The organism is Bacillus sp. B15-48 (assembly GCF_016879755.1).
Classification (GTDB): Bacteria; Bacillota; Bacilli; order Bacillales; family Cytobacillaceae; genus Mesobacillus_B.
Genome location: NZ_WOFU01000001.1, coordinates 326,416 through 349,210, shown reverse-complemented (window position 1 = coordinate 349,210; position 22,795 = coordinate 326,416). Strand labels below are relative to the sequence as shown.

The window sequence follows — 22,795 nt, the reverse complement described above, 5'->3', positions numbered from 1 at the left end:
TCCTCTTTTGCTTTTTATACAGGGCTGTTACTATTAAATTACAAACATTAAAAGATTGCGCAAAACGACAGAAACATTGTTACTTGTACGAATGGGTTTGGATAGAGAGAGAGAAATATTTAGAGGCAATTTGAATGCTTAATGGGAGGAACAAAAATGCTAAAGTTTGAAACCAATATCGATCAATTCGCTACGATAAAAGTTGTTGGGGTTGGCGGCGGAGGAAACAATGCCGTAAATCGCATGATTGAAGATGGAGTTCAAGGTGTAGAATTTATTGCCGTAAATACGGACGCGCAAGCGCTTAATTTATCAAATGCAAAAATTAAAATGCAAATTGGTGAAACGTTAACGAGAGGATTAGGTGCTGGGGCAAATCCGGAAATTGGTCGCAAAGCTGTGGAGGAAAGCACCCAGCAAATTCAAGAGGTATTGCAAGGAGCCGACATGGTTTTCATTACAGCAGGAATGGGCGGTGGAACTGGCACAGGGGCAGCTCCTGCGATTGCTCATATCGCCCGGGAGCTTGGGGCGCTCACAATTGGCGTCGTAACTAGGCCGTTCGCGTTTGAGGGACGGAAGCGTGCCGTCAATGCAACAGCTGGAATTGAGGAAATGAAAAAAGCGGTCAATACGTTAATTATTATTCCAAATGATCGTTTACTTGAAATTGTTGATCGAAGAACTCCGATGGTTGAAGCATTTCGGGAAGCGGATAATGTTTTGCGCCAAGGGGTTCAAGGGATTTCCGACTTAATTGCTGTACCAGGATTAATTAATCTAGACTTTGCCGATGTGAAAACGATCATGTCAAACAAAGGAACGGCGTTAATGGGGATTGGTGTTGCTTCCGGTGAAGATCGTGCGGTAGAAGCGGCAAAGATGGCGATCTCTAGTCCGTTGCTGGAAACTTCCATCGATGGCGCTCAAGGGGTACTAATGAATATAACTGGCGGCACAAATTTAAGTTTATATGAAGTTCAGGAGGCGGCTGATATTGTCGCTGCTGCAACCGATCAACAACTGAACATGATATTTGGGTCAGTCATTAATGAAAATTTAAATAAAGAAATCATGGTAACGGTCATTGCGACAGGCTTCAAGCATGAAGATGAGGCGGAGGAGAGTCCTTCGCAGAGTACGATGCAGAAAAAAAGCGGAAAGCATCCGCTTGGTGGCATAGGGAAATTCGGACAAGGTGGGATGTACGAGCAGTCCGTACCATATGAACAAGGAAGTTCCTATGGAGAACGCGGGCAATATGAACAACCAAGTTCTCATGGGCAACGAGGACAATATGGTTACCAAGATTCCTTTGAAGAATCTCCTACGTTTAGACATAGTGACTCCACTAAGCGCCAAAGTCAAGGCAGATATGAAGAAACAAATTCCCAGCTCGGGGAACATGATCAAGAAGACTCAATAGATATTCCTGCATTTCTACGCAAGCGAAGCCGCAGACGATAAATGATTAACAAGCTCCCTTTTGATTAAGGGAGTTTTTTATGTTTTAAAAAGGTGTTCAGTGCATTTCTTGCTCAACCTGTCTGAATGACGCCCACATTCGGACAGCTTCCCGCTTCAAGAGAATTAGCACCATTCTGATCACATAAAAAATCCATTCAAACATGAAATATACACTAAAAAGGTCCCATCAAATGATGGAACCCCCTCTAAAAAAACGACCTTCAAACAAAACTATTCAATAATCGTCACTTTTACTTGTTTTCTTCCCCATTGAATCGCGTCATTGTGATTTGGAATAAAGACGTCAATTTTATTTCCTTTAATGGCACCGCCAGTATCAGCTGCTGTTGCATATCCATATCCTTCCACATGGACTTTTGAGCCGAGTGGAATAACCGATGGATCAACAGAGATGACTTTTGCATCTGGGTTCGCTTTTAAATTCACACCCGTACTAGTAATTCCGGAACAACCGTTACAATTCGCCGTATAGGCGGTGGCAGTAACGATGAATGCCTGCTCAACTGGAGCTGGATTGCTTTCTTTTTGGTTTTCACCAGAGCTTACATTTGTTGCAGGAGCGGCATTCTTTGAAGGTGCCGAACTACTAGCATTTGTCGCCGGAGCGGCATTTTCTGGACTACCCACATTTGCCGCAGGAGCAGCACTGCTCTCTTTTGCAACGGGTGTATTCGCTTGAACTTCCGCTTTTTGTGTCACAGCTGCACTCGGATTTACCGCAGATGTCGAATGATTATTTTGAGCCACCACATTCGCTGTAGCAGACACATCTTTCGCTAAATCGGTATAAATCACTAGCTTTAAACCAGGATGAATTAAATCAGAGTTGAGCTCGTTCCACTTCTTAACTTCATCGACAGAAACTCCATACACTTGAGCGATATTCCAAAGCGTGTCCCCTTTTCTTACGGTTACATTTTTTATTGGTGATACTTCAAGAACGTCATTTGGAAGAATGATATCACTCGAAAGATGATTCCATTTTTTAATCGATTCAACTGAAACTCCATGCTCCTGGGAAATCCCCCAAAGCGTGTCCCCTTTTTGGACGATGACTTGTTCAGCTTGTGCCGTTGTGGTCACTGTTGTAAAAATAGCTGCTGCTGCTAGAAAAGATCCTATTTTGTATTTCAATTTTGTTGCCTCCTATCGATTCACCTATCATTGCGATTATCTTAACATAGTTGTCTTACAGGAAAAGAACAGGCGAATATTAATTAGATTACGATAATAACAGATTGATAACAGATGGGCAGTTTTATTACGAAATGATAAAAAAACCGAACTTGCGAACATATTTGCAATCAAACTGTTACGAACCGATTATTTTCGCTAAAATTAACCAAAAATTTACATGATTATAAAAATAACTACATGATAACGAAGTAGAATGGAGGCGAAACAGTCCATGATGATTATTAAGGAGGTAACATGAGAAAACGTAAAACGATGAGACAATTAAAAATGACGATGGCGATTGTAACCATGCTCGTCCTTCTACTTGCTCAAATTTCTGCTCCAGTATTGGCACAAGCAGAGGAGAGTGCAAACGATGGAACTAGTTTGGAAGTAGTAGCAGAGGAAACCGGACAAACTGAAGGAAATAGTGAAACGACAAAAATTGATTATGATGCGCTCCCACATCTATTAATGACGGAATTATCCCCAAATTCAGTGGGTCCCGGCACGGATTATTACGAGTATTTTGAGCTCTATAATAATACGAACCAGCCGCTGTTGCTATCAAACTATACGTTTATTTATCTATACACCGATACAGGAAGAGAGCTACCGTTTCAAGTACCGGTGACAACGATTGAGCCTCAGGAAACGCTCGTTTTCTGGTTTAATAATGGCAACTATTCATTCGCTGATTTTAATGAGCATTTCGGTGTTGAGTTAGCCCCAGAAAAAGTGGTTGAGTATAAGGACGTGTTTCCTGGTTTTGCCAATGGCGGCAATCGAGCACTTGTTTTAAAAGATCAGTTTGGGAGCGAAGTCGTTTCTGCGAGCTATTTAGGAAGTGATAACGATAATACTGGCGCGGGAATCGAGTATAACTACCCGAAAACAGGAACAGCGATGGAGAAATGGAGAGGAATGACTCCGCCGACACCGGGAAGTATTTCTGAAAATCAAGTACCGCCAATCCCTGTGCAGTTGTCTGATCTTCCGGTAGACACGGAACCACCTGTGATCACCCATACACCAGTAACAGAAAGCGCTGCCTTTTTTCCGGTGAAGATAGAGGCGACGGTCACCGATAACCTTTCTGTGCCAATTGTCAATCTCCACTATAATGAAAAGGACGTAGACAACTATACAACAATTCCGATGAATCCGAGTGTCGATGACCGTTCGATTTATGCAGTCGAGATTCCGGCGGCTGCGTTGTCTGTTGACATCCGTTATTATTTGGAAGCTTCTGATGGAGTGAATGTCGCGAAAACGGATGAATACACGATTCAAGTGAAACAGCCAGAAGTGGATTATAGCAAAGTGCCATATCTACTCATAACGGAAATTGTCCCTGATTCATCGAATATTGGGGGATTGGATGGCTATGAGTTTATCGAAATCCATAACAATAGCAATGAACCGATCAATTTTAAAGATTATAAAATGTATTATCGTTATGGCACCGATCCGGGGACAGATGTTATGTGGCCTTCCATTCCAGAAGATGTTCTTATTTCTCCTGGAGAAACGCTCGTTTTTTGGATCATTAATTCGCAAAATGGACATGCCACCGTTGCAGATTTTAATGCGAATTATGGCTCAAATTTAATCGAAAATGAAAACATTGTCCGCATCTACTCAGATGGAATGGCAAATGGCAGTATGCGTGGTCTCGTGATTGCGACGAATAGTCATAAGGAAATCGCGCTTGCCTACTATAATGATGTGCCGAATGTTGATGATACGTACCCAGATATGGGCATCATTTATCGCTATCCAACCGACGAATCAACTCAACATGTGAAAGTTGGGATTGAAGCCGCGACACCAGGTAAAGTGGAAGGCTATCAAGTACCTAGTCAGCCAGTTGTGTTGCTTGAAGATACAACAGCACCAATGATTAAAAATTTGACAGCTGTTACAGAGGTGGATGAAAAAGAAAACATTGAAGTCATCACTGAGGTAACGGATGATCAAGAGGTCAAATCTGTTCGTCTTTTTTATCAACTTTCAGGCGAAACCGAATATAAAATGAAAATCATTCGCCAAGATGGGAAAGATTCATTGTTTAAGTCACTCATTTACTCACCTGAGTTGATTGGCAAAGAATATGTAGATTATTATTTTGTTGCTTCTGATGGAACCAATGAAACGACAAGTGATACGCATCGAATCAACATTATGTCAGACTTTGATCAATCTAGTTTGCGCCTCAATGTAAAAGATGGCGATCTTGTTAATGGAGAAGTGATTCTCAAAGGAACGTCTGCGACAGATACATCTGCAAATGTGACGCTGATGGTTGACGGCGTGGAACAAACAGATACGTATCTTTCGATTGAACAACCGGCATATTTTGCTTTTGAAGTGAATGGCTTGAATACGTATTTCCAAAATGCAGTTACGATGGGTGAAGACATTCTATATATAATGGACCAAGATTGGCTGACCGAATGGAAAACGTTTAGCATTCCAATAGAGACAGAGCGCTTACCGCTTGGTGATCAAACGATTACCGTTCGTTCAGGGAACAAAGCATCACCGTTTGACCTAGAATCTACGGAAAATCGTGATGATTATGATTTGAAGAATGTTCGTCTAATCCTTGCCGATGGTACGGTTTTAACTGCCCCAGCTTACAGCAAACCGAATCAAGTGCTGAAATTGGGCGACGTGACCCCGTTTATCGATTTTCATTTTACGATTACGGAAGAACATGCAAAATCGAAAACAACAAACTGGGATACGACTTCAGTTTCTGATGGAGAACATATGGTTATCGCTCGTGATTCCGATGAACAAATAGAAGCACGTGTCGTTGTTGATAATACCCCTCCGGTAATAGATTCGAATATCGCCGAAGGACAAGAATTCAAAGGAGCTTTTACAATTGAGGCAACGGTAACCGATGCAATTGCAGGAGTCGATAAAGTCGAGGTTTTCCTTGATAACGAACCGATTTCACTTCCATATGAAACGGCGTCAAGCAAATTGGTGCCAGGAGAGCATTTGCTATCAATTACTGCTACAGATAAAGTTGGCAACAAAGCGGAGTCGCTTATTCGATTTTCTGTTGTTGATGAGAATCCACATCAGCCGCAAGTTATTTCGCCAGCCGCTGGAGCGACTGTCATTGGCAATCCGCTTTTAAAAGTGAACGTATCTGACCCGACGAATGATGAGATGAATGTTTCCTTTTATAAAGGATATCAATATGATGCGAATGACGTGACCAATGTTACAGTGTTTAAGCATGCTTCTGATACGGAACCGCCGCAAATGATGGTTCCAACTGGAGAGCAAGCGTTGACAGCTGAGGAAATCTCTTTGATTTCGGCTGAAGATGGTCAATATTTAACGACAAACTCAAAGACACAATTTCCATATCACCGGTTTGATGTGACTGTTGATCCATCAGTCGCTGAGAATGACATCATTGAACTTTATTGGAAAGGGAAGTCACTCGAAGGGCGAAAAGTTTCAATGTATGCATGGAGTCATGAAACAGAGAAATGGAAGTTAATCGATTATCACATTGCTGGTGCTGATGATTTCGAATTAACTGGAACCGTTGAAGTAAATGAGTTCGTAAACGATCATAAAATCAATGTGCTTGTACAGGATGAAATTCCAAGTTCACCGGATGAGTATGATTATACGTTTGTTTGGATGACCGATACGCAATATTATGCGGAGAGCTTTCCATATATATTTGAGCGGCAAACAGAGTGGATTGCAGAAAAACGCGATGAAATGAAAATTGAGTACGTCTTCCACACAGGGGATCTCGTTAATGTTTCTACCGATGAACAGCAGTGGTTCTATGCGGATAAATATATGGGCGTCCTTGATGCGCATGAGATTCCATGTGGTGTGCTAGCTGGCAATCATGACGTCGACCAAGTAAATAATGATTACACCGATTATTATCGCTACTTTGGAGCAGACCGATTTGAAAATAAACCATATTATGGAGGCACGTACCTGAATAATCGTGGTCATTATGATTTAATCTCGGTCGGTGGAAACGATTTTATTATGGTTTATCTTGGCTGGGGGGTAACGGATGAAGGAATCAAATGGATGAATGATGTACTTTCTGAACATCCGGATCGGAAGGCGATTTTAAGCTTCCATGAATATTTGCTTGCCACCGGAACAAGGCATCCACTCGGGGAAAAGCTCTATAACGAGGTGGTCATTCCAAATGAAAATGTAATTATGGTATTAAGTGGTCATTACCATGAAGCACAAACATTGATTGACGAAATTGATGATGACGGTGATGGTCTACCAGATCGGACTGTTTACCAAATGCTCGCTGATTATCAGGCAGGACCGGAAGGGGGACAAGGGTATGTGCGGTTATTGCATTTTGACCAAGACAATAACCGGATCCTTGTAAATACGTACTCCCCTTATTTAAATGACTATAATTACTTTAATACAGACGCTTATCCAGGGAAAGATGAGTTTATGATCGAGCTCGATTTGAGTGCGGTGGAAAAGCAAGTCGCAACCGATTATTTCAGTGTTAATGTATATACCAATGAGGAAATCGGCAAAGAAAAACGAGTAAAAAGTGGAAAAACAGCTCAAACCGTATGGCATGATTTAGAAAATGGCAATCATTACTCTTGGTATGTTATCGTTGAAGATGACTACACAGGTAGAACCATTTCTGACATCTGGACATTTAAGAAACAGAAATCAAATGGCAAAGATGCAGCACAAGGAAAAGACTCAACGAAGCAAACTGGCAACGATGCTTCACAAGCAGCAGACGGCAATGGAACTTCGAATCGAAGTGGTCAGACCAATTCAACTATGAAGAACTCAAACGTACCGCAATAATTTGTTGTCAGTAATGAGTAACTCGAAATGTTCGAAGAAAACCAAATGACGCTAATTCTTGTTAAAAAGGAAGGGGGAACAGTAAGTAACACTGTTCCCCCTTTTAATCTCTTGCTTTTGAATACGATAAAAGGAAATAATAAAAGAAAGGAAGTTCATGCCTTGAAATGAACGGAATAAAATGAAAGCATGGTGGTAAAGGTTTATTTTTTAAAAAGAAGGATTAAAGAACATTAAATCAAACATCCAGGAGCTTTGGAGAAAGACTAGAGTACATAAACGTGATAAAGGAAAGGGTAGATTCGGCCATGTCGAAAGAATTGGACTTATCAAGTTTTGAAAAGAAGCTTGAAGTACGAAATATTAAGCACGCAGATATTGATCAAATCATTGCGATGCAAAAAGTTTGTTTTCCCAATATGGAACCGTGGAAGCCGGGGCATCTCGAAAGCCACTTAGCGATTTTTCCAGAAGGTCAATTTTGCGTCGAATATGACGGGAAAATTATCGGAAGCTGCTCAAGTTTAATTATTAATTTTGATGAATATGATGATCGCCACACATGGGACGATATTACCGATGGCGGCTATATTACAAACCATAATCCAGAAGGCTTTAATCTTTACGGAATCGAAGTGATGGTCGACCCGAATTACCAGGGGATGAAAATTGGCAAACGATTGTATGAAGCAAGAAAAGAATTAGCCCGGGAACTAAATTTAAAGAGCATCATCATCGGTGGTCGTATACCGAACTACCATAAATATAAAAATGAGTTAACGCCTCGAGATTATGTCGAGGAGGTTCGTAATCAAAACCTTTTTGATCCTGTGCTAACGTTTCAAATTATGAACGGCTTTAATTTAATGCGCATTAATCCCGGCTATTTGCCAGATGATCGACAATCAATGCAATATGCGACGTTAATGGAATGGAATAATATTGACTATCAAGCAAAAACAAAACGGCATTTTAAAACTGCCTACCCTGTCCGCATCACCGTCATTCAGTATATGATGAAAAATATTGCTTCCTTTGAGGAATTTGCAAAACAAGTTGAGTATTATGTCGATGTCGCCTATGATTTCGACAGTGATTTTGCCGTGTTTCCGGAAATTTTCACGACGCAGTTAATGTCATTTTTAGAAGAGAAGGTTCCGTCAAAGTCCGTACGGAGGTTGGCAGAATACACAGAGGATTATATTGAGCTTTTTACAAAACTCGCCGTTCGTTACAATGTCAACATTATCGGTGGCTCTCATTTTGTTGAAGAAGATGATCATATTTATAATATTGCCTATTTGTTCCGGAGAGATGGGACGATAGATAAGCAGTATAAAATTCATGTCACCCCTAATGAACGGAAATGGTGGGGCATTCAACCAGGTGATGCCGTCAAGGTGTTTGATACCGATTGCGGGAAAATTGCCATTCAAATTTGCTATGATATTCAGTTTCCTGAGCTTACAAGGTATGCGGTCGATCAAGGTGCCAATATTATTTTCGTCCCTTTTTGTACAGATGACCGTCAAGGCTATTTGCGTGTTCGTTATTGTGCGCAAGCTCGTGCAGTGGAAAATCAAGTATACACCGTCATTGCCGGAACGGTTGGCAACTTAACACAAGTTGAGAATATGGATATTCAATATGCACAATCGGGTATTTTTACGCCTTCTGATTTTGAATTTGCTCGTGATGGCATTGTTGGCGAATGCGCGCCAAATATTGAAACGGTCGTCGTTGGCGATGTTGATTTAGAAATCTTGCGGAGACAAAGAATTTCCGGAACGGTCCGCCAGCTAAAAGACCGTCGTCGGGACTTATTTGAAGTTCGTTATAAGAAGTTTTAACGAACTAAAGTCGTTTTCTTGACGGAGATCCACTAAAGTCGTTTTTTTAAAGTTTTTTAATCCGAGTACTAGCATTAAAAGGACGACTTTAAACCTTTAATGCTGGTAACAAAGAATTTATCGCTAGTACAGGGAATAAAAATAACAGTTATAATCCGAGTACTCGTAATAAAAGCTGCAAATCAGTACATTTTCCAATAAAAAACGGAAAATAATCCGAGTACTCGAAATAAAAGAGTCATTTTTCTACATTTAATCCAAGTACTCGCAATAAAAAAAACCTCCAAATGGCGATAATCCAAGTACTCGTATTAAACTGGCCGCAGAAACATGGTTATTCCAAGTACTCGCAATTACTTAGCGTTCCAAATGGGGCAAAACCCAAGTACTAGCAATAATAAAGTCTTATCACCCTATTAGTTGTGCAAATCAACAAATAGAAGGCTTGTCCTTAATTGCGAAAGTAAAATAAGCGGAAAATTTCCGGTTAAATGCAGAATGGAGCGCATTTCGGGGGAAATAAGCGGAGATTTTCCGCTTATGCACATAAAACTCGCCCATTTTCACGTTTATTGAGTAAATAGACGGAATCTCTCCGCTTATTTAGGCTATTTTCAATGATTTTTTTAAAATAAGCGGAAATTTTCCGTCTATTATTGTAAGTGTCAACGAGAGAAAGCAAAAGAGTAGGGCCCTACTCTCTCGCTTTTAGAGAGCCCCTAGTTTCATTTATTAAACTCTTCATTAACCATCCTATTCAATACATGATTAATGCCGATTGTTCTTTCAACGTCGAGAACGAAGGCAATCCCTTTTCCTGGTTTTTGCAGATCAGCCTCGACATTGATCGCATGAAGAACTTTTTCCGTAAGCGTTCGGTCGATTAACGTTAACACAATGTCTTTTTCTGGTTCGATCGGAATCGAAAACAGCATTGCTTGTTCATGAATACCAGTACCGCGCCCGTGGATAATCGTCCCACCTTCTGCACCAGCTTTTTTCGACACCTCTACCACCTGATCAGAGTGCCCTTTATTAACAATTGTTACGATTAAGTCATATTGAATCGAACGTTCCATTGCGACCTCCACCTGTTCATTTTCCTCCCCAACAAGATGGGGCACGCCAATTAACTTTTTTACGTCAATGACAAAGCCAATTCCTCGTGATGGCTTCGTTAATTGGCCTGACTGTTCCACTGCTAAAAGAATGGCATCAATCTTCTCATGCGGAAATAGGGTTAAGATGATTTCTCTCTCTGAGCCAATGCTCATACCTAAAAACTTCTTTTTATTATGAATGCCTTGTCCTTTACCAAAGAGAATTGTACCACCTTCAGCACCAGCATCTTTCGTGGCTTTTACGACCTTTGTAGCGAGCCCTTTTTTAACGATGGTAATAAGTAATTTATGATGTTTATTCACTTTCTCGACTCTCTTGCTGGAGGCTTCGTTCATTTTCCTTCTCCTTTCGCGAATAGAGAAACCCTAATAATAATACGGATAAAATCGGGATTAAAGCAACTAATGCAACCATGCCGAATCCATCTAACATCGGGTCACTGCCATCAAGTGCGGAGGCAAGCCCAACAAATAAAGCAATGAGAAAAGAAGCAGTCATTGGTCCGGTCACAACTCCACCTGAATCAAAGGCGATTGCTGTAAAAGTTGCAGATGAGTAGCCAATTAAGACAAGCGCCATCAAATATCCTGGCAAAATAAAATACCAAAGCGGAATCCCGAGCAAGATGCGCACCATCGACAACGCAATCGCAATCGCAACACCGATGGATAAAGTATAAAGCATCACCTTCTGAGAAATATAGCCACCTGATACTTTTTCCACCTGTTGATTTAAGATGCGAACGGCAGGTTCGGCAAATGTCGAAACAAATCCGAGCAGAAAACCAATCAGAATAACGGAAGGTTTACTCATTCCACCGAGGATTCTCCCCATTGCTTCTCCTGCAGGCATAAAGCCAATATGAACCCCTTGTAGAAAAAACGCTAATCCCCAATAAGTCAGAAATACACCAATTAAAATATCCCTTAGTTTCTTGACGGGTAGTTTTAAAATGAAAAATTGAAAGAATAAAAAGAATAGCAGCAGAGGAATCAATGCAAAAGCAACTTCAATCAGTACATCATCAAAACCAGCAAAAATTTTTGTGGTCATCCATAAACCACCCCCAATAATAACACAGCAAGAATCGGCCCAATCGAAGCGAGCGCGACTAAACCAAAGCCATCAGATGAAGCTGATTTCCCGCGTAATACTGAAGCGACACCAACCCCTAATGCTAAAATAAACGGGACGGTCATCGGTCCAGTGGTCACCCCGCCTGAATCAAAAGAGATTGGAACAAACTGCCGCGGTGTAAACGCAGCTAATAAAAACACAAGCGTATATCCACCGACTAAAAGATAACCGAGGGGAATGTTAAAAATCGTTCGCAGCATCGCTAAACCAACAAAGACAGCAACACCAAGAGCGACGGCTGTAATAAGGATGTGGCCAGGAACTTCTCCGTTTGAAACGACATCAATTTGTAGTGCTAACACTCGTACATCAGGTTCGGCAACAGTTACGACAAAACCGAGAATGATGCCAGCCAGCACGACTAGCCAAGCCTTCCCGATTTTTGGTAGGGCCGAACCAATCATCTCGCCAACCGGTAAAAAGCCTAAATTTACCCCTAGTAAAAAAAGAATTAAACCGATAGAGACCATTGCTACCCCTATAAGAAATTGCATAAACACATCCATCGGCATTCCAATGAATGTAAACTGCAAAAGAATAATAACGGCCGACAATGGGATGATCGCAAGGACCACCTCTTTAATTGTATCTTTTATATCGTCCATTGCATCCTCCTCAAACGCTTTTAAACATTCGTACCATTTTTATTTTATCATGATAAAATAGCGAATAATGGAAAAATTTAAACATTATTTTTAAAATGGTATGATATTGAAAAATGTAGATTGCAAGGAGAGGGATGGATATGGATAAGCAACAATTTATGGCAAAAGTGGAAAAGGCGTATGAAACCGCAGCCTTAAAACCTGAGAGTATTTTTATGTTTAAGTTGCTTCAATTTGAGTTTGACTATGATGAAGATGAAAAAACATGTACGATTACATGCCCAGTGAGTGAGATTATGCTGAATCCAACTGGGATTGTCCATGGCGGGATTTTTACATTGCTTGCTGACACAGCGATGGGACATTTAAATTTTCAGTTTAAAGATGCCCCATATGTGACGCTTGAACTGAAAAACACATTTTTTAAGGCAACGTCAACAGGAACATTAAAGGCGACAGCTCGTTATGTAAAAGATGGCTACAAAGTTTCCTTTATTGAAGCGGAAGTGTGCAATGAAGCTGGAGAACTTATGTGTAAGACATCGGGGACATTTTATCGTTATGAGAAAAAAATGAAAAGTTAAGAAGACCGCCAATCTGACAGACGCACCGTCACTCGTAAAAGAAAGCTGATGCCGGGAATAAAGCGACTGATTTTTATTTTTTAGTGGATGTTTTTGGAAAGTACCATTATGACGAGCTGTTTTTTGAACGATAATGCTGGTAACGCGTTTTTTAATCCAAGTACTCGTATTAAAATGAAGGGATTTTGCTGATATATTGCTAGTACTCGCAATAAAACGGCCTAAAATGAGGGGTTAATCCGAGTACTAGCAATAAAATGAGGTCAGAGGTCTGATTTAATCCCTGTACTCGCAATAAAAAACGGCAAAAAATCGGCTTATTCCCAGTACTCGTATAAAACCAAGCTAAAAAAGGCGTTTAATCCGAGTACTAGGAATAAACCCCAAGGCCGAAAATCGTGTTTAATCCGAGTACTAGGAATAAACCCCAAGGCCGAAAATCGCAGTTAATCCAAGTACTAGCAATATAAAACTTAGTCTATCTATGAACAATCCACCTTTTCTTAAACCACTTCTTTATTTCATGGATGATTCCCACTCTTTTGTGCCATCTTAATTGAAAAAGGAGTGGTTCATATGAGGGGGCTTATGGCGGCACTGCTTGTGATTTTTTCGATCTTTCCGCAAATGGCGCTTGTAGAAACGGAACAACAACCAAAAAGGGGATTAGCCATCGTCATTGATGATTTTGGCAATGACATGAAAGGAACAGAGGAGATGTTGTCGCTTCCTATTCCGCTAACTGTTGCGGTGATGCCGTTTTTGCCGACCACTGAGAGTGATGCAAAGCTCGCACATGAAAAAGGGCATGAAGTCATCGTTCATTTGCCGATGGAACCGAAAAAAGGAAAAAAGAGTTGGTTAGGTCCTGGGGCGATTACGACCGATTTGAGTGATAAAGAAATTAGGAATCGAGTAGAAAAAGCAATTGAAAATGTTCCATATGCGGTCGGAATGAATCATCATATGGGCTCCAAAGTAACCGAAGATGAACGCATAATGAAAATTATCTTAGAGGTTTGTCGCGAGCATGGGCTTTTTTACCTTGATAGTAAAACGACTGGCAACAGCGTGATCCCGAAAATTGCGAGTGAATTATCGGTCCCTTATTTAGAAAATGATTTCTTTTTTGACCATATCTATTCGGAACAACATATTTATCGGCAGGCAGCGAAAATGGTGAATCAACTTGAAGAGAAAGAGAAGTTTATTGCGATTGGACATGTCGGGGTTACTGGTGAAAAAGTCGTCAGTGCGCTAAAAACATATATCCCTAAATATGAGAAGAAGGCAGAAATCGTCCCGCTCTCAGCGTTAATTCCTGAGTCCGAGCTAATTAACAACCCATTGCGTTAAACCTTTAAAAAGGCTGGTTTTTTAGTTCAAACCGGTCTTTTTCATTTGCAAAATGGAGTTCAAATAAATTAATCCCCAAAACTTCGCGAACTTCATGTATAATGTTTCTCGATCATCTGCGTTATTTTTAGAAGAAAGAGGTACTGCAATGAACTCGTATATACAGGAACAAATTCATGCCTTTCAAGAACAGAATAAAAATCGTGGTCGTTTATTAGTTAGCTGTCCGGACAAACCAGGGATTGTTTCGGCAATTTCTAAGTTTTTGTATTCATTTCAGGCGAATATCATTGAATCTAGTCAATATTCCACCAATCCGGAAGGCGGAGATTTTTTTATCCGGATTGAATTTGAATGTCCGCAATTAAAGGAAAAAGCGGCTGAGATGGAGCACCAGTTTACTGAAATTGCTGAAACCTTTTCAATGGATTGGAATTTGACGCATGTGTATCATATTAAAAAGGTTGCCATCTTTGTATCGAAAGAACTCCATTGTTTGCAAGAACTTTTATGGGAATGGCAAAGTGGCGACTTAATGGTCGATATTGCGCTCGTAATTAGTAACCACGAAGAAGCGAGAGCAATTGTTGAAGGATTGCAAATTCCGTTTTACTATATTCCAGCCAACAAAGACATTCGTGAACAAGTCGAAGCGAAACAAAATCAGCTATTACAAGAATACGATATTGATTTCGTTGTCTTGGCACGTTATATGCAAATTTTAACGCCAAAATTTGTCGCTGCCCATCCAAATAAAATCATCAATATTCATCATTCTTTCTTGCCTGCATTTGTTGGTGCAAGACCGTATGAACGTGCGTATGATCGCGGTGTCAAACTGATCGGAGCAACATCGCATTATGTGACAAATGACCTTGATGAAGGGCCAATCATTGAGCAGGATATTAGTCGTGTCGATCATCGCGACGATGTTATCCAATTGAAAAAAATTGGCCGCAAAATTGAACGAAGTGTGTTAGCACGAGCGGTTAAATGGCAGATTGAAGACCGGGTTATCGTCCATCACAACAAAACAATCGTCTTTTAGTGAAAAAATCCCCTGGTTTTAAGGGGATTTTTGTTTTCTCTCCATATTAATTTCCCCACTTCAAAAACATCGTTAACGTGCAGCATTGGCCATTTGCCGTGCTGTTTTGCAGCTTTAATTCAATTCCAGTTGGGGTAAAAGAGGTGTTGACTTGCGAGCTTATGCCAATGGAATTCATTAAGCGATTTACTTCATTTTGATTCCCCTGTTGGGCGGCAGTCATTAACTGGTGTGCGAACGTTCGATCTGACAATTTGTTTAAAATGGTACTGGCATCCCGCGCGATTATTTGAATCGTTTCCACGGATTGAATAAAAGTCGTTTCATCTACGGGCGGGTACTGGCGGTAGTGATGATAGGGGGATGTTTGATGGTGATAGAAACGATTGGCATGATAACAGGAGTACGGATAAGGATACATGTTGAGAAATAGCCTCCTTATTTTTCTATATACTTATGCAAGGATAAACGGTGGCTGTGCTTGACCCTTCGATTTAGATGTCCAATTCTCCTAAACACTTATTTAATAAAAAAAATCCTGTCATTGACAGGATGCCTTTCATCAGTTTTTATCCGCTTGCCCTTCGTTTTTTTCCATAAAATGAAAGTAAACAGCTCGGCCAATAACAATGAGAAAGAGAGACAGGAAGACGAAAAATTCAATCGCTTCCTTGACGATAAGCGGGCTAAAGGCATGATGGACCGACGTCCTAAGGTCAAAGCCCATTAGCACATCAATACTTAGTGAAAATCCAATTAAAATAAATAAAATAAGGAACGAAATCGCGATTATTTTCATGAGAATCACCTACAATTAGTTTGTCCTTATCTCTAATAAAAATGAAAAGGAACATAAGGAATAATTCAACCATTATAGGGGGAAATTGTAAAAAAAGGAAAGGTTCTGAAGTAATATGCCTTCATTCTTTAAAAGTAGACAACTTAAGCGTGTGAAGCCGGTCGCGAAACAAAAGAATATTCGGCAAGAACCTTCTATTGCCAACGAACCAATCAGCCCTTTGTTAGCTGTACAACTGGAAATGATCAAAGATAAAACCGGGAACAGCATGGACGTTGTGATTCGTAAAGCTTCCTTTGATGAAAAAATCGGAATGAAAACAGCGGTTGTTTATATTGAGGGGATCTCCGAAAGTCAAACGATTAATGATTTCCTCATTGAAGCAATCATTAAAAATCGTGAGCTTCATAGGGAGTTACCCGAAAAAGATCCGTTTGAGATTTTACAAGACGAAGTTGTTGCCCTCGGGCATGTTACCGTTCATACAGAATGGGGCAGTCTTTTCCAATCGTTAATGTCAGGTGAAACCCTCATCCTTGTTGATGGCATACCGAAAGCGTTGAGTGCTAGTACAATAGGCGGTGAACAACGGTCGATTGAAGAGCCAAGCAGTCAAGTGACGGTAAGAGGACCGAGGGATGGTTTTACGGAAAGCATTGGCACGAATTTAGCGTTAATTCGCCGGCGGATTCAAAACCCGAAACTTTGGATAGAACCAATGAAAATCGGCTCAGTGACAAAAACCGATGTGGCAATTATGTATATTCAAGGAATTGCAAAAGATGAAATTGTCCAAGAAGTTCGTGACCGCCTACAGCGAATTGAAATTGACGCCGTTCTTGAATCAGGCTATATTGAGCAATTTATTGAGGATCAAACGTATTCGCCATTTCCGACTCTTTACCATACAGAAAGACCAGATATGGTCGCCGGGAATTTGCTTGAAGGACGGGTCGCAATCTTCGTGAATGGAACTCCATTTGTTTTGCTTGCTCCGACCATCTTTATTCAATTTTTCCAGTCAGTGGAAGATTATTATGACCGAGCGGATATCGCGACAGCATTAAGGTTTTTACGTGTGATGATTTTCTTTATTGCCATGATTGCCCCGGCGGCGTATATTGCAGGGACGACGTTCCATCAAGAAATGATTCCAACGCCATTGTTAATTGCAATTGCTGCCCAAAGGGATACGGTACCATTTCCAGCGTTTATCGAGGCACTTATCATGGAAGTCGCTTTTGAAATTTTACGAGAAGCGGGGGTGCGCATGCCGCGAGCCGCTGGTTCTGCGATTTCGATTGTTGGTGCGCTTGTCATTGGTCAAGCAGCCGTTCAAGCGGGAATTGTTTCCCCAGCGATGGTCATTATCGTCGCGATTACGGCGATTGCCAATTTTGCCACTCCTTCATTTGCGATGGCGATATCGACTCGCCTTATTCGCTTTATGTTTATGGTGGTAGCAGCGGTTATGGGATTTTACGGAATCATTCTCGGACTGCTCATACTTGTCATTCATCTCACGAGCTTACGATCATTTGGAATTCCTTTCTTTGCTCCAATTGCCCCGACGGTCGTTTCAAGCCTTGGCGATAGCGTAGTCCGGCTGCCATTTTGGGCTGGGAAAAATCGTCCGAAATTGATTGCGAAGGAAACAAAACGTGTTGGCGACAATCAACGGCCGAAGCCAGATAAGAGCCGAGCAATGGTTAACAGCAAACAAGAAGAAGAAGGGGATATGCGATGAAAAAATATAAAGGTGTTTTATCGTTGTTTTTCCTTTGTAGCTTACTTCTCACAGGCTGTTGGAGCCAAAAAGAATTGAATGATTTAGCAATCATCTCGGCACTTGGAGTTGATGGAGGTGAAAATGGGAAGCGCTATACGGTGACATTACAAGTGATTAATCCTGCCAATGTTGCTGGAGGGATGGAAGGAGGAGGCGAAACAGAGGCGCCGCCAATTTCCACTTATCAGGCTTCAGGAGATAATATGTTTGAAGTCAATCGGATGGCTACCGCGAGGCTCCCAAGAAGACGATATTATGCGCATACAAATCTTGTAGTATTAAGTGAAGAGCTTGTTCGCAAGGAAGGCCTTGCCACGGTTTTAGATGGAATTGAACGACATCCCGAATTTCGAATGACGGCGAACATCGTCATTGTTAGAGATGCGAAAGCCTCTGAGTTTTTAAACGTGTTGACTCGTGTTGATAAAATTCCTGCTCAAAAGGTGATTAAAAATTTGCGCTTTACAGCGCAGCAATGGGGAGAATCCGTCGTGGTTAATCTGCAAACCGTAGTCAAAGATTTAACTTCGGCAGGCAAAGAACCGGTCATTTCAGGGTTTGAAATTAGTGGAGACTATGAAAAAGGGAAAAAGCTTGAAAATATTCAAACAACAGACCCTGACGCCGGGTTAACTGCCAGTGGACTCGGTCTGTTTAAAGACGGGAAATTAGTTGACTGGCTAGACGATGAAACAGCAAGAGGAGTCGTTTGGATTCTTGATAAGATTCAAAATACAGGGATAAGTATTGATTATCAAGATAAAAAAAAATCAGTCGTTTATAGTTTAATTCGCCAATCGACGAAAGTGATTCCGAAAATAAAAAATGGTCGGCCAGAAGTACACATAAAAGTGGAGACAGAAGGGAGTATCGAAGAGCTTCTAACATCATTTATTGACTTAACGGACCCCCATGAACTACTAAAAATCGAAAAAGTATTGGCAAAAGAGATTGAAAAAGAGCTCCGCTTGGCGGTTGAAGAGGTTCAAAAAAGAAAAGCCGACGTGTTTGGATTTGGCCAAAGTTTTTACAGATCATACCCAGAAGTTTGGGGGAAATGGGAAGATGAATGGCATGATGTTTATTTTCCTGAGCTAAAGGTTGAGATTACTGCAGACGTATATATCCGAAGAACAGGGTTGCGCAATAAACCGAAAATTGTCAACGAAGAAGCCTAAAGGCAATATTCCGTGTGACTACTATCCAGTGGGGGGATAAAGAAGCCAGCCCCCACTGATGAAGGATCACTTTATTGTTAACAGAGAAGGATGGAACGAAATATGGAAAAGGTAAAAATTAGTGCCTACCAGCTTTTTGTCCTCATTTTATCGTTTCAATTAGGAAGTGCGATTTTAGTGCCTATTGCTGCAGAAGCAGGACGTGATGCTTGGCTTGCACTTCTTATCGCGATGTGCGGAGGCATTGGTTTATTTTTAGTTCATTATCGTCTATATCGTTTCTTCCCAGAGCTTGTCCCAGCTGAATATATGCAAAAGCTGCTGGGAAAAATAGTAGGGAAATTGGTCGCGTTTTTGTATGTGCTTTTATTCGTTTATCTCGCCGCAAGAGTGCTTCGTAGTTTTGGTGAGATGCTAGTAACCGCCGCTTATGTACAAACGCCTTTGACGGTTGTAAACGCCTTGTTAATTGTCGTCATTATTTATGCCCTTCATAAAGGCATTGAGGTGCTCGCAAGGACGGGGGAACTGTTTTTTATTACCTTGTATCTTCTGGCGGTCGTCGGCTTCATTCTCATCATTGCTTCTGGTTTGATTGAAATTCAAGAACTGAAGCCGGTGTTAGAAGAAGGAATCGGACGCGTTTTCCGTGTGGTTGTAACTGAAACATTATACGTTCCCTTTGGTGAAATTGCCGTATTTTCAACACTGCTTCCGTACTTGAAAGAAGCAAAAAAAGCGAAACGTGCCGGAATCATTGCGTTAGTCTTAACGGGAATTAATTTAGCGTTAGTGATGGCGATTAATATTAGTGTATTAGGTTTAGATACAACGAAGCGTTCCCAGTTTCCGCTGTTAACGACGATTCAAAGCATCCAATTAGCTGATTTTATCGAACGGCTCGATGTGTTCTTTATGTTCACGATTGTAATTGGTATCTTCTTTAAAATCAGCGTGTTTTTATATGCAGCAGTTATGGGGACATCGATTATTTTTAAAATTAAAAACGCATCTCAGCTCGTTTATCCTTTTGGGATTATTACATTATTCATATCGATTACAACGGCTAGCAGTTATCCAGAACATTTAAAGGAAGGACTACAAGTCACTACCCAGTTTTTACACCCACTCTTTTTAGTCGTAATTCCGATTTTGCTATTAGCACTTGCTTATTGGAAAAATCGTAACAAGAAGGGGAAATAAACAGATGTAAAAGAGGTTCAAAGTTTTTTGTCGGCAACTCGTTGAATGATTATGATAAATTTGTGAAGTCCCAGACCTTTATGTATACTAGGTTTCAAGTCATGGTAAAATCGAATTGGATGATTTTATGATAGAAACTAGTTGAAAAAGGCAAACTCATTGAAAGATGAGGACGCAAAGCTACAGACCTAAGGGAGAGAGTACCTATGGTGGCTGAGTTGCCAAAGGGATCTGAACCCTAGAGGCAATCTATTTGAATGAAGGTCGAGGGGTTTAGATGGGAAATGGAAAAACTCGGAGCGTATTCATTTTGATGATTTTTATCGTCTTATTTATTAGTTGGCATTTTCTTTTTAAGGGAAATGTTTTTTTGCTTGTTTTCGGAACAAGTCTGTTTTTAATCGCAATCGGCGGCTTAAGTTTTTATTGGCTATACAAAGCTTATCGGCAAACGTTATCTCAGCAACGATATTTTTGGTTATTGCTGAGCATCGGTGTGCTGATTTATATTGCAGCACAGCTGATTTGGCTTTATGATCAAGTCGCTGAAGGAATGCCGCTCATGTCCTATATGGCGTTGCCATTATTTGCGAGTGCCTATTTTATCTTTTTGCTTGCCCTATTTTACCGGTCAAGGATTGCGAGTGCCTCAATTACGAATGGCAGCTATTTTTTTAATCTTATCGTCTTCGTTGCGACAGCTGCGGCGCTCTTGACTCATTTTTTCATTCAGCCAATCTATGTCATCGTCGATTCTTCCCTCGCTATGACGATTATCATTCTTGCCTTTCCAATCTTAGATATTAGTCTTCTATTTGGCACGCTTTATCTTATTTATTCTTCAGAAAATCGGCATGAGAAACGCTGGCTTTTCCTTCTTTTTTGCGGCTTTCTTCTGCAAATTACAGCCGACTCTGTCTATGCATATCAGGTGTTATTCGCGAGCTATCTTCCCGGCAGCTCGGTTGATTTTATTTGGACGGCTGCTATCGCCATGATTGGTCTTTCAGGCTATTATGCGCAACAAGCACAAGAACAGGAGATAGAAACAAAAACGTCCTTTCATATCGTTGAGCGTTTCTTTCCGTATATCAATGCGCTTATTTTATTAATAGTTGGGACCATAAGTTTTAAAGATGAACTCAATGCTCTTAGCATCGGGATTGCGGTTGTCTTTCTATTCATTATCGGTCGTCAATTGTTTATTTTACATAAAAATGATCGGCTCATGGCGCAGTATAAAGAATTGGCTTTGTATGATCCATTGACTGGACTGCATAATCGCGCAAGCTTTCAAGTAGATTTAGAGGAATTGTTACAGTGTGCAAAAAAGGATAATCAAAGATTCGCCTTGCTTTTATTAGATTTAGACCGTTTTAAAGTCATTAATGATACGTTTGGCCACCAGACAGGAGATCAGATGTTAAAGCTTGCTACCGAAAAGTTAAAGCGAATTTTGACGAAAGGAGGTCAATTGTATCGAATTGGCGGAGATGAATTTGTCATTCTCCTCCCACAGGCATCGCGAGCGGAGAGCAGCTTTACGGCCAATCGGATTTTATCAAAATTTAGACACTCGTTTATAATCGATAATCATGAAGTGACGATGACCCCAAGCATCGGCATTAGTCTTTACCCTGAGAGTGGGGACGATAGCCAAACCTTATTTAAAAATGCTGATCGTGCAATGTATGTTGTTAAAGAGCGCGGCAAAAATCATTTTGAATTTTTCAATCGGGAATTGGCTGCAAAATTGGCACGAAAAATGGGGCTTGAAAATGATTTACGCTTAGCGATTGAGCATAATGAATTAGAAATTCATTATCAGCCGAAGATTGAATTGAATACGGGAAAAGTGATTGGCATGGAGGCGTTATTACGTTGGAATCATTCTGAATTAGGGATGATTTCGCCCGGGGAGTTTATTCCGATAGCTGAAGAGACGGGACAAATCATTTCAATTGGGGAATGGGTGTTAAAGGCCGCTTGTCAACAAACGAAGGCTTGGCAACAGACAGGATTCCCAAAGCTAACTGTCTCAGTCAATGTGTCGGCCTATCAATTTCAGTATAGTGATATTGTAACGACAGTAAAAAAGGTTTTACAAGAAACAGGCTTAATTGCTTGTGATCTTGAGCTAGAAATCACCGAGAGTTTAATGCAAAACGTCCAAGAGTCGACGGGGATTTTAAGAAGGCTGAAAGAGCTGGGCGTTCAAACAGCGATTGACGATTTTGGTACGGGATATTCCTCTTTGCATATTTTAAAAAAGCTCCCAGTTGATACGATTAAGATTGATAAATCATTTATTGATGATATGACCGATTATATGAATGAGTCGATGGTCAAGACGATCATCGATATTGGCAAAAACTTAAATTTAAAGGTCGTTGCCGAAGGAATTGAATTCGAGGAACAAGTGGCCTCGCTCGCGAAATACAATTGTGATATTGGTCAAGGCTATTACTTCTCGAAACCAGCACCATCAAGCGAAATTGAAAAACTTCTTAGGACAAAGGTCAGTCCAATAACGCAAAAATCGATGAAGCGATTAGAGGTCAAATGCCCATCCGGATAACTCTTTACAAAGTGGTTACTTTAAT

Annotated in this window: 16 protein-coding genes and 1 riboswitch; of the genes, 10 read left to right on the top strand and 6 right to left on the bottom strand. The window is 40.7% G+C overall.

Annotated features, from left to right (window positions below; all coding sequences use genetic code 11):
• The first annotated feature begins 156 nt into the window (after positions 1-156).
• Positions 157-1,467, top strand: a complete 1,311-nt coding sequence (gene ftsZ / locus GNT69_RS01685; protein ID WP_203553206.1) for a cell division protein FtsZ — start codon at positions 157-159, stop codon at positions 1,465-1,467.
• 231 nt (positions 1,468-1,698) lie between these two features.
• On the opposite strand, the gene GNT69_RS01680 is transcribed toward ftsZ, so the two are convergent.
• Complete coding sequence (locus tag GNT69_RS01680; protein WP_203553205.1) at positions 1,699-2,622, bottom strand: LysM peptidoglycan-binding domain-containing protein; 924 nt, start codon at positions 2,620-2,622, stop codon at positions 1,699-1,701.
• 297 nt (positions 2,623-2,919) lie between these two features.
• Between GNT69_RS01680 and GNT69_RS01675 the strand changes: the two genes are divergently transcribed.
• Both GNT69_RS01675 and GNT69_RS01670 read left to right on the top strand, forming a co-directional pair.
• Complete coding sequence (locus GNT69_RS01675; RefSeq protein WP_203553204.1) at positions 2,920-7,521, top strand: metallophosphoesterase; 4,602 nt, start codon at positions 2,920-2,922, stop codon at positions 7,519-7,521.
• 308 nt (positions 7,522-7,829) lie between these two features.
• Complete coding sequence (locus GNT69_RS01670; RefSeq protein WP_203553203.1) at positions 7,830-9,371, top strand: bifunctional GNAT family N-acetyltransferase/carbon-nitrogen hydrolase family protein; 1,542 nt, start codon at positions 7,830-7,832, stop codon at positions 9,369-9,371.
• 725 nt (positions 9,372-10,096) lie between these two features.
• Here GNT69_RS01670 and GNT69_RS01665 read toward each other — a convergent pair.
• Genes GNT69_RS01665 through GNT69_RS01655 form a run of 3 tightly spaced genes read right to left on the bottom strand, consistent with a single transcriptional unit; the run spans position 10,097 to position 12,235 of the window.
• Positions 10,097-10,828 (bottom strand): P-II family nitrogen regulator, encoded by a 732-nt coding sequence (locus tag GNT69_RS01665; RefSeq protein WP_203553202.1) that lies wholly within the window; start codon positions 10,826-10,828, stop codon positions 10,097-10,099.
• Positions 10,788-11,546 (bottom strand): DUF1538 domain-containing protein, encoded by a 759-nt coding sequence (locus GNT69_RS01660; protein ID WP_203553201.1) that lies wholly within the window; start codon positions 11,544-11,546, stop codon positions 10,788-10,790. The genes GNT69_RS01665 and GNT69_RS01660 overlap by 41 nt, the downstream gene beginning before the upstream one ends.
• Positions 11,543-12,235, bottom strand: a complete 693-nt coding sequence (locus tag GNT69_RS01655; protein ID WP_203553200.1) for a DUF1538 domain-containing protein — start codon at positions 12,233-12,235, stop codon at positions 11,543-11,545. Before GNT69_RS01655 ends, GNT69_RS01660 begins: the two co-directional genes overlap by 4 nt.
• Positions 12,236-12,375: 140 nt before the next feature.
• Here GNT69_RS01655 and GNT69_RS01650 point away from each other — a divergent pair, with 140 nt between their 5' ends.
• From GNT69_RS01650 to purU, 3 genes are all read left to right on the top strand, one after another.
• On the top strand, positions 12,376-12,819 hold the full coding sequence (locus GNT69_RS01650; protein WP_203553199.1) for a PaaI family thioesterase: 444 nt from the start codon (positions 12,376-12,378) through the stop codon (positions 12,817-12,819).
• Positions 12,820-13,395: 576 nt separating this feature from the next.
• Positions 13,396-14,175: a divergent polysaccharide deacetylase family protein gene (locus GNT69_RS01645; RefSeq protein ID WP_203553198.1), complete on the top strand. Its 780-nt coding sequence runs from the start codon at positions 13,396-13,398 to the stop codon at positions 14,173-14,175.
• 148 nt (positions 14,176-14,323) lie between these two features.
• Positions 14,324-15,223 (top strand): formyltetrahydrofolate deformylase, encoded by a 900-nt coding sequence (purU, locus tag GNT69_RS01640; protein WP_203553197.1) that lies wholly within the window; start codon positions 14,324-14,326, stop codon positions 15,221-15,223.
• Between the two features lie 46 nt (positions 15,224-15,269).
• Here the strand turns inward: purU and GNT69_RS01635 are convergent, their stop codons facing one another.
• Positions 15,270-15,644: a YuzC family spore coat inner layer protein gene (locus GNT69_RS01635; protein WP_203553196.1), complete on the bottom strand. Its 375-nt coding sequence runs from the start codon at positions 15,642-15,644 to the stop codon at positions 15,270-15,272.
• A gap of 141 nt (positions 15,645-15,785) precedes the next feature.
• A complete protein-coding gene (locus GNT69_RS01630) occupies positions 15,786-16,022 on the bottom strand; it encodes a YczF family membrane protein (protein WP_203553195.1) in 237 nt (78 codons plus the stop codon).
• Positions 16,023-16,137: 115 nt separating this feature from the next.
• Here GNT69_RS01630 and GNT69_RS01625 point away from each other — a divergent pair, with 115 nt between their 5' ends.
• From GNT69_RS01625 to GNT69_RS01610, 4 genes are all read left to right on the top strand, one after another.
• Positions 16,138-17,769 carry a spore germination protein gene (locus tag GNT69_RS01625; RefSeq protein WP_203553194.1) on the top strand — a complete coding sequence of 544 codons (1,632 nt, stop codon included), beginning with the start codon at positions 16,138-16,140 and terminating at the stop codon, positions 17,767-17,769.
• Complete coding sequence (locus GNT69_RS01620; protein WP_203553193.1) at positions 17,766-18,989, top strand: Ger(x)C family spore germination protein; 1,224 nt, start codon at positions 17,766-17,768, stop codon at positions 18,987-18,989. The genes GNT69_RS01625 and GNT69_RS01620 overlap by 4 nt, the downstream gene beginning before the upstream one ends.
• Positions 18,990-19,091: 102 nt before the next feature.
• Entirely contained in the window at positions 19,092-20,192 is a 1,101-nt protein-coding gene (locus GNT69_RS01615) for a GerAB/ArcD/ProY family transporter (RefSeq protein ID WP_203553192.1), read from the top strand.
• 139 nt (positions 20,193-20,331) lie between these two features.
• A riboswitch (cyclic di-GMP riboswitch) is annotated at positions 20,332-20,418 on the top strand.
• A gap of 51 nt (positions 20,419-20,469) precedes the next feature.
• Positions 20,470-22,770: a putative bifunctional diguanylate cyclase/phosphodiesterase gene (locus GNT69_RS01610; protein WP_203553191.1), complete on the top strand. Its 2,301-nt coding sequence runs from the start codon at positions 20,470-20,472 to the stop codon at positions 22,768-22,770.
• Positions 22,771-22,795: the final 25 nt, after the last annotated feature.

Excerpts from the sequence above, each read along its gene's own strand:
- GNT69_RS01665 (WP_203553202.1), bottom strand. The coding sequence starts at position 10,828 with ATGAACGAAGCCTCCAGCAAGAGAGTCGAGAAAGTGAATAAACATCAT.
- GNT69_RS01630 (WP_203553195.1), bottom strand. The coding sequence starts at position 16,022 with ATGAAAATAATCGCGATTTCGTTCCTTATTTTATTTATTTTAATTGGA.
- GNT69_RS01620 (WP_203553193.1), top strand. The coding sequence starts at position 17,766 with ATGAAAAAATATAAAGGTGTTTTATCGTTGTTTTTCCTTTGTAGCTTA.
- ftsZ (WP_203553206.1), top strand. The coding sequence starts at position 157 with ATGCTAAAGTTTGAAACCAATATCGATCAATTCGCTACGATAAAAGTT.
- GNT69_RS01675 (WP_203553204.1), top strand. The coding sequence starts at position 2,920 with ATGAGAAAACGTAAAACGATGAGACAATTAAAAATGACGATGGCGATT.
- GNT69_RS01625 (WP_203553194.1), top strand. The coding sequence starts at position 16,138 with ATGCCTTCATTCTTTAAAAGTAGACAACTTAAGCGTGTGAAGCCGGTC.
- GNT69_RS01670 (WP_203553203.1), top strand. The coding sequence starts at position 7,830 with ATGTCGAAAGAATTGGACTTATCAAGTTTTGAAAAGAAGCTTGAAGTA.
- purU (WP_203553197.1), top strand. The coding sequence starts at position 14,324 with ATGAACTCGTATATACAGGAACAAATTCATGCCTTTCAAGAACAGAAT.
- GNT69_RS01615 (WP_203553192.1), top strand. The coding sequence starts at position 19,092 with ATGGAAAAGGTAAAAATTAGTGCCTACCAGCTTTTTGTCCTCATTTTA.
- GNT69_RS01650 (WP_203553199.1), top strand. The coding sequence starts at position 12,376 with ATGGATAAGCAACAATTTATGGCAAAAGTGGAAAAGGCGTATGAAACC.
- GNT69_RS01655 (WP_203553200.1), bottom strand. The coding sequence starts at position 12,235 with ATGGACGATATAAAAGATACAATTAAAGAGGTGGTCCTTGCGATCATC.
- GNT69_RS01645 (WP_203553198.1), top strand. The coding sequence starts at position 13,396 with ATGAGGGGGCTTATGGCGGCACTGCTTGTGATTTTTTCGATCTTTCCG.
- GNT69_RS01635 (WP_203553196.1), bottom strand. The coding sequence starts at position 15,644 with ATGTATCCTTATCCGTACTCCTGTTATCATGCCAATCGTTTCTATCAC.
- GNT69_RS01660 (WP_203553201.1), bottom strand. The coding sequence starts at position 11,546 with ATGACCACAAAAATTTTTGCTGGTTTTGATGATGTACTGATTGAAGTT.
- GNT69_RS01610 (WP_203553191.1), top strand. The coding sequence starts at position 20,470 with ATGGGAAATGGAAAAACTCGGAGCGTATTCATTTTGATGATTTTTATC.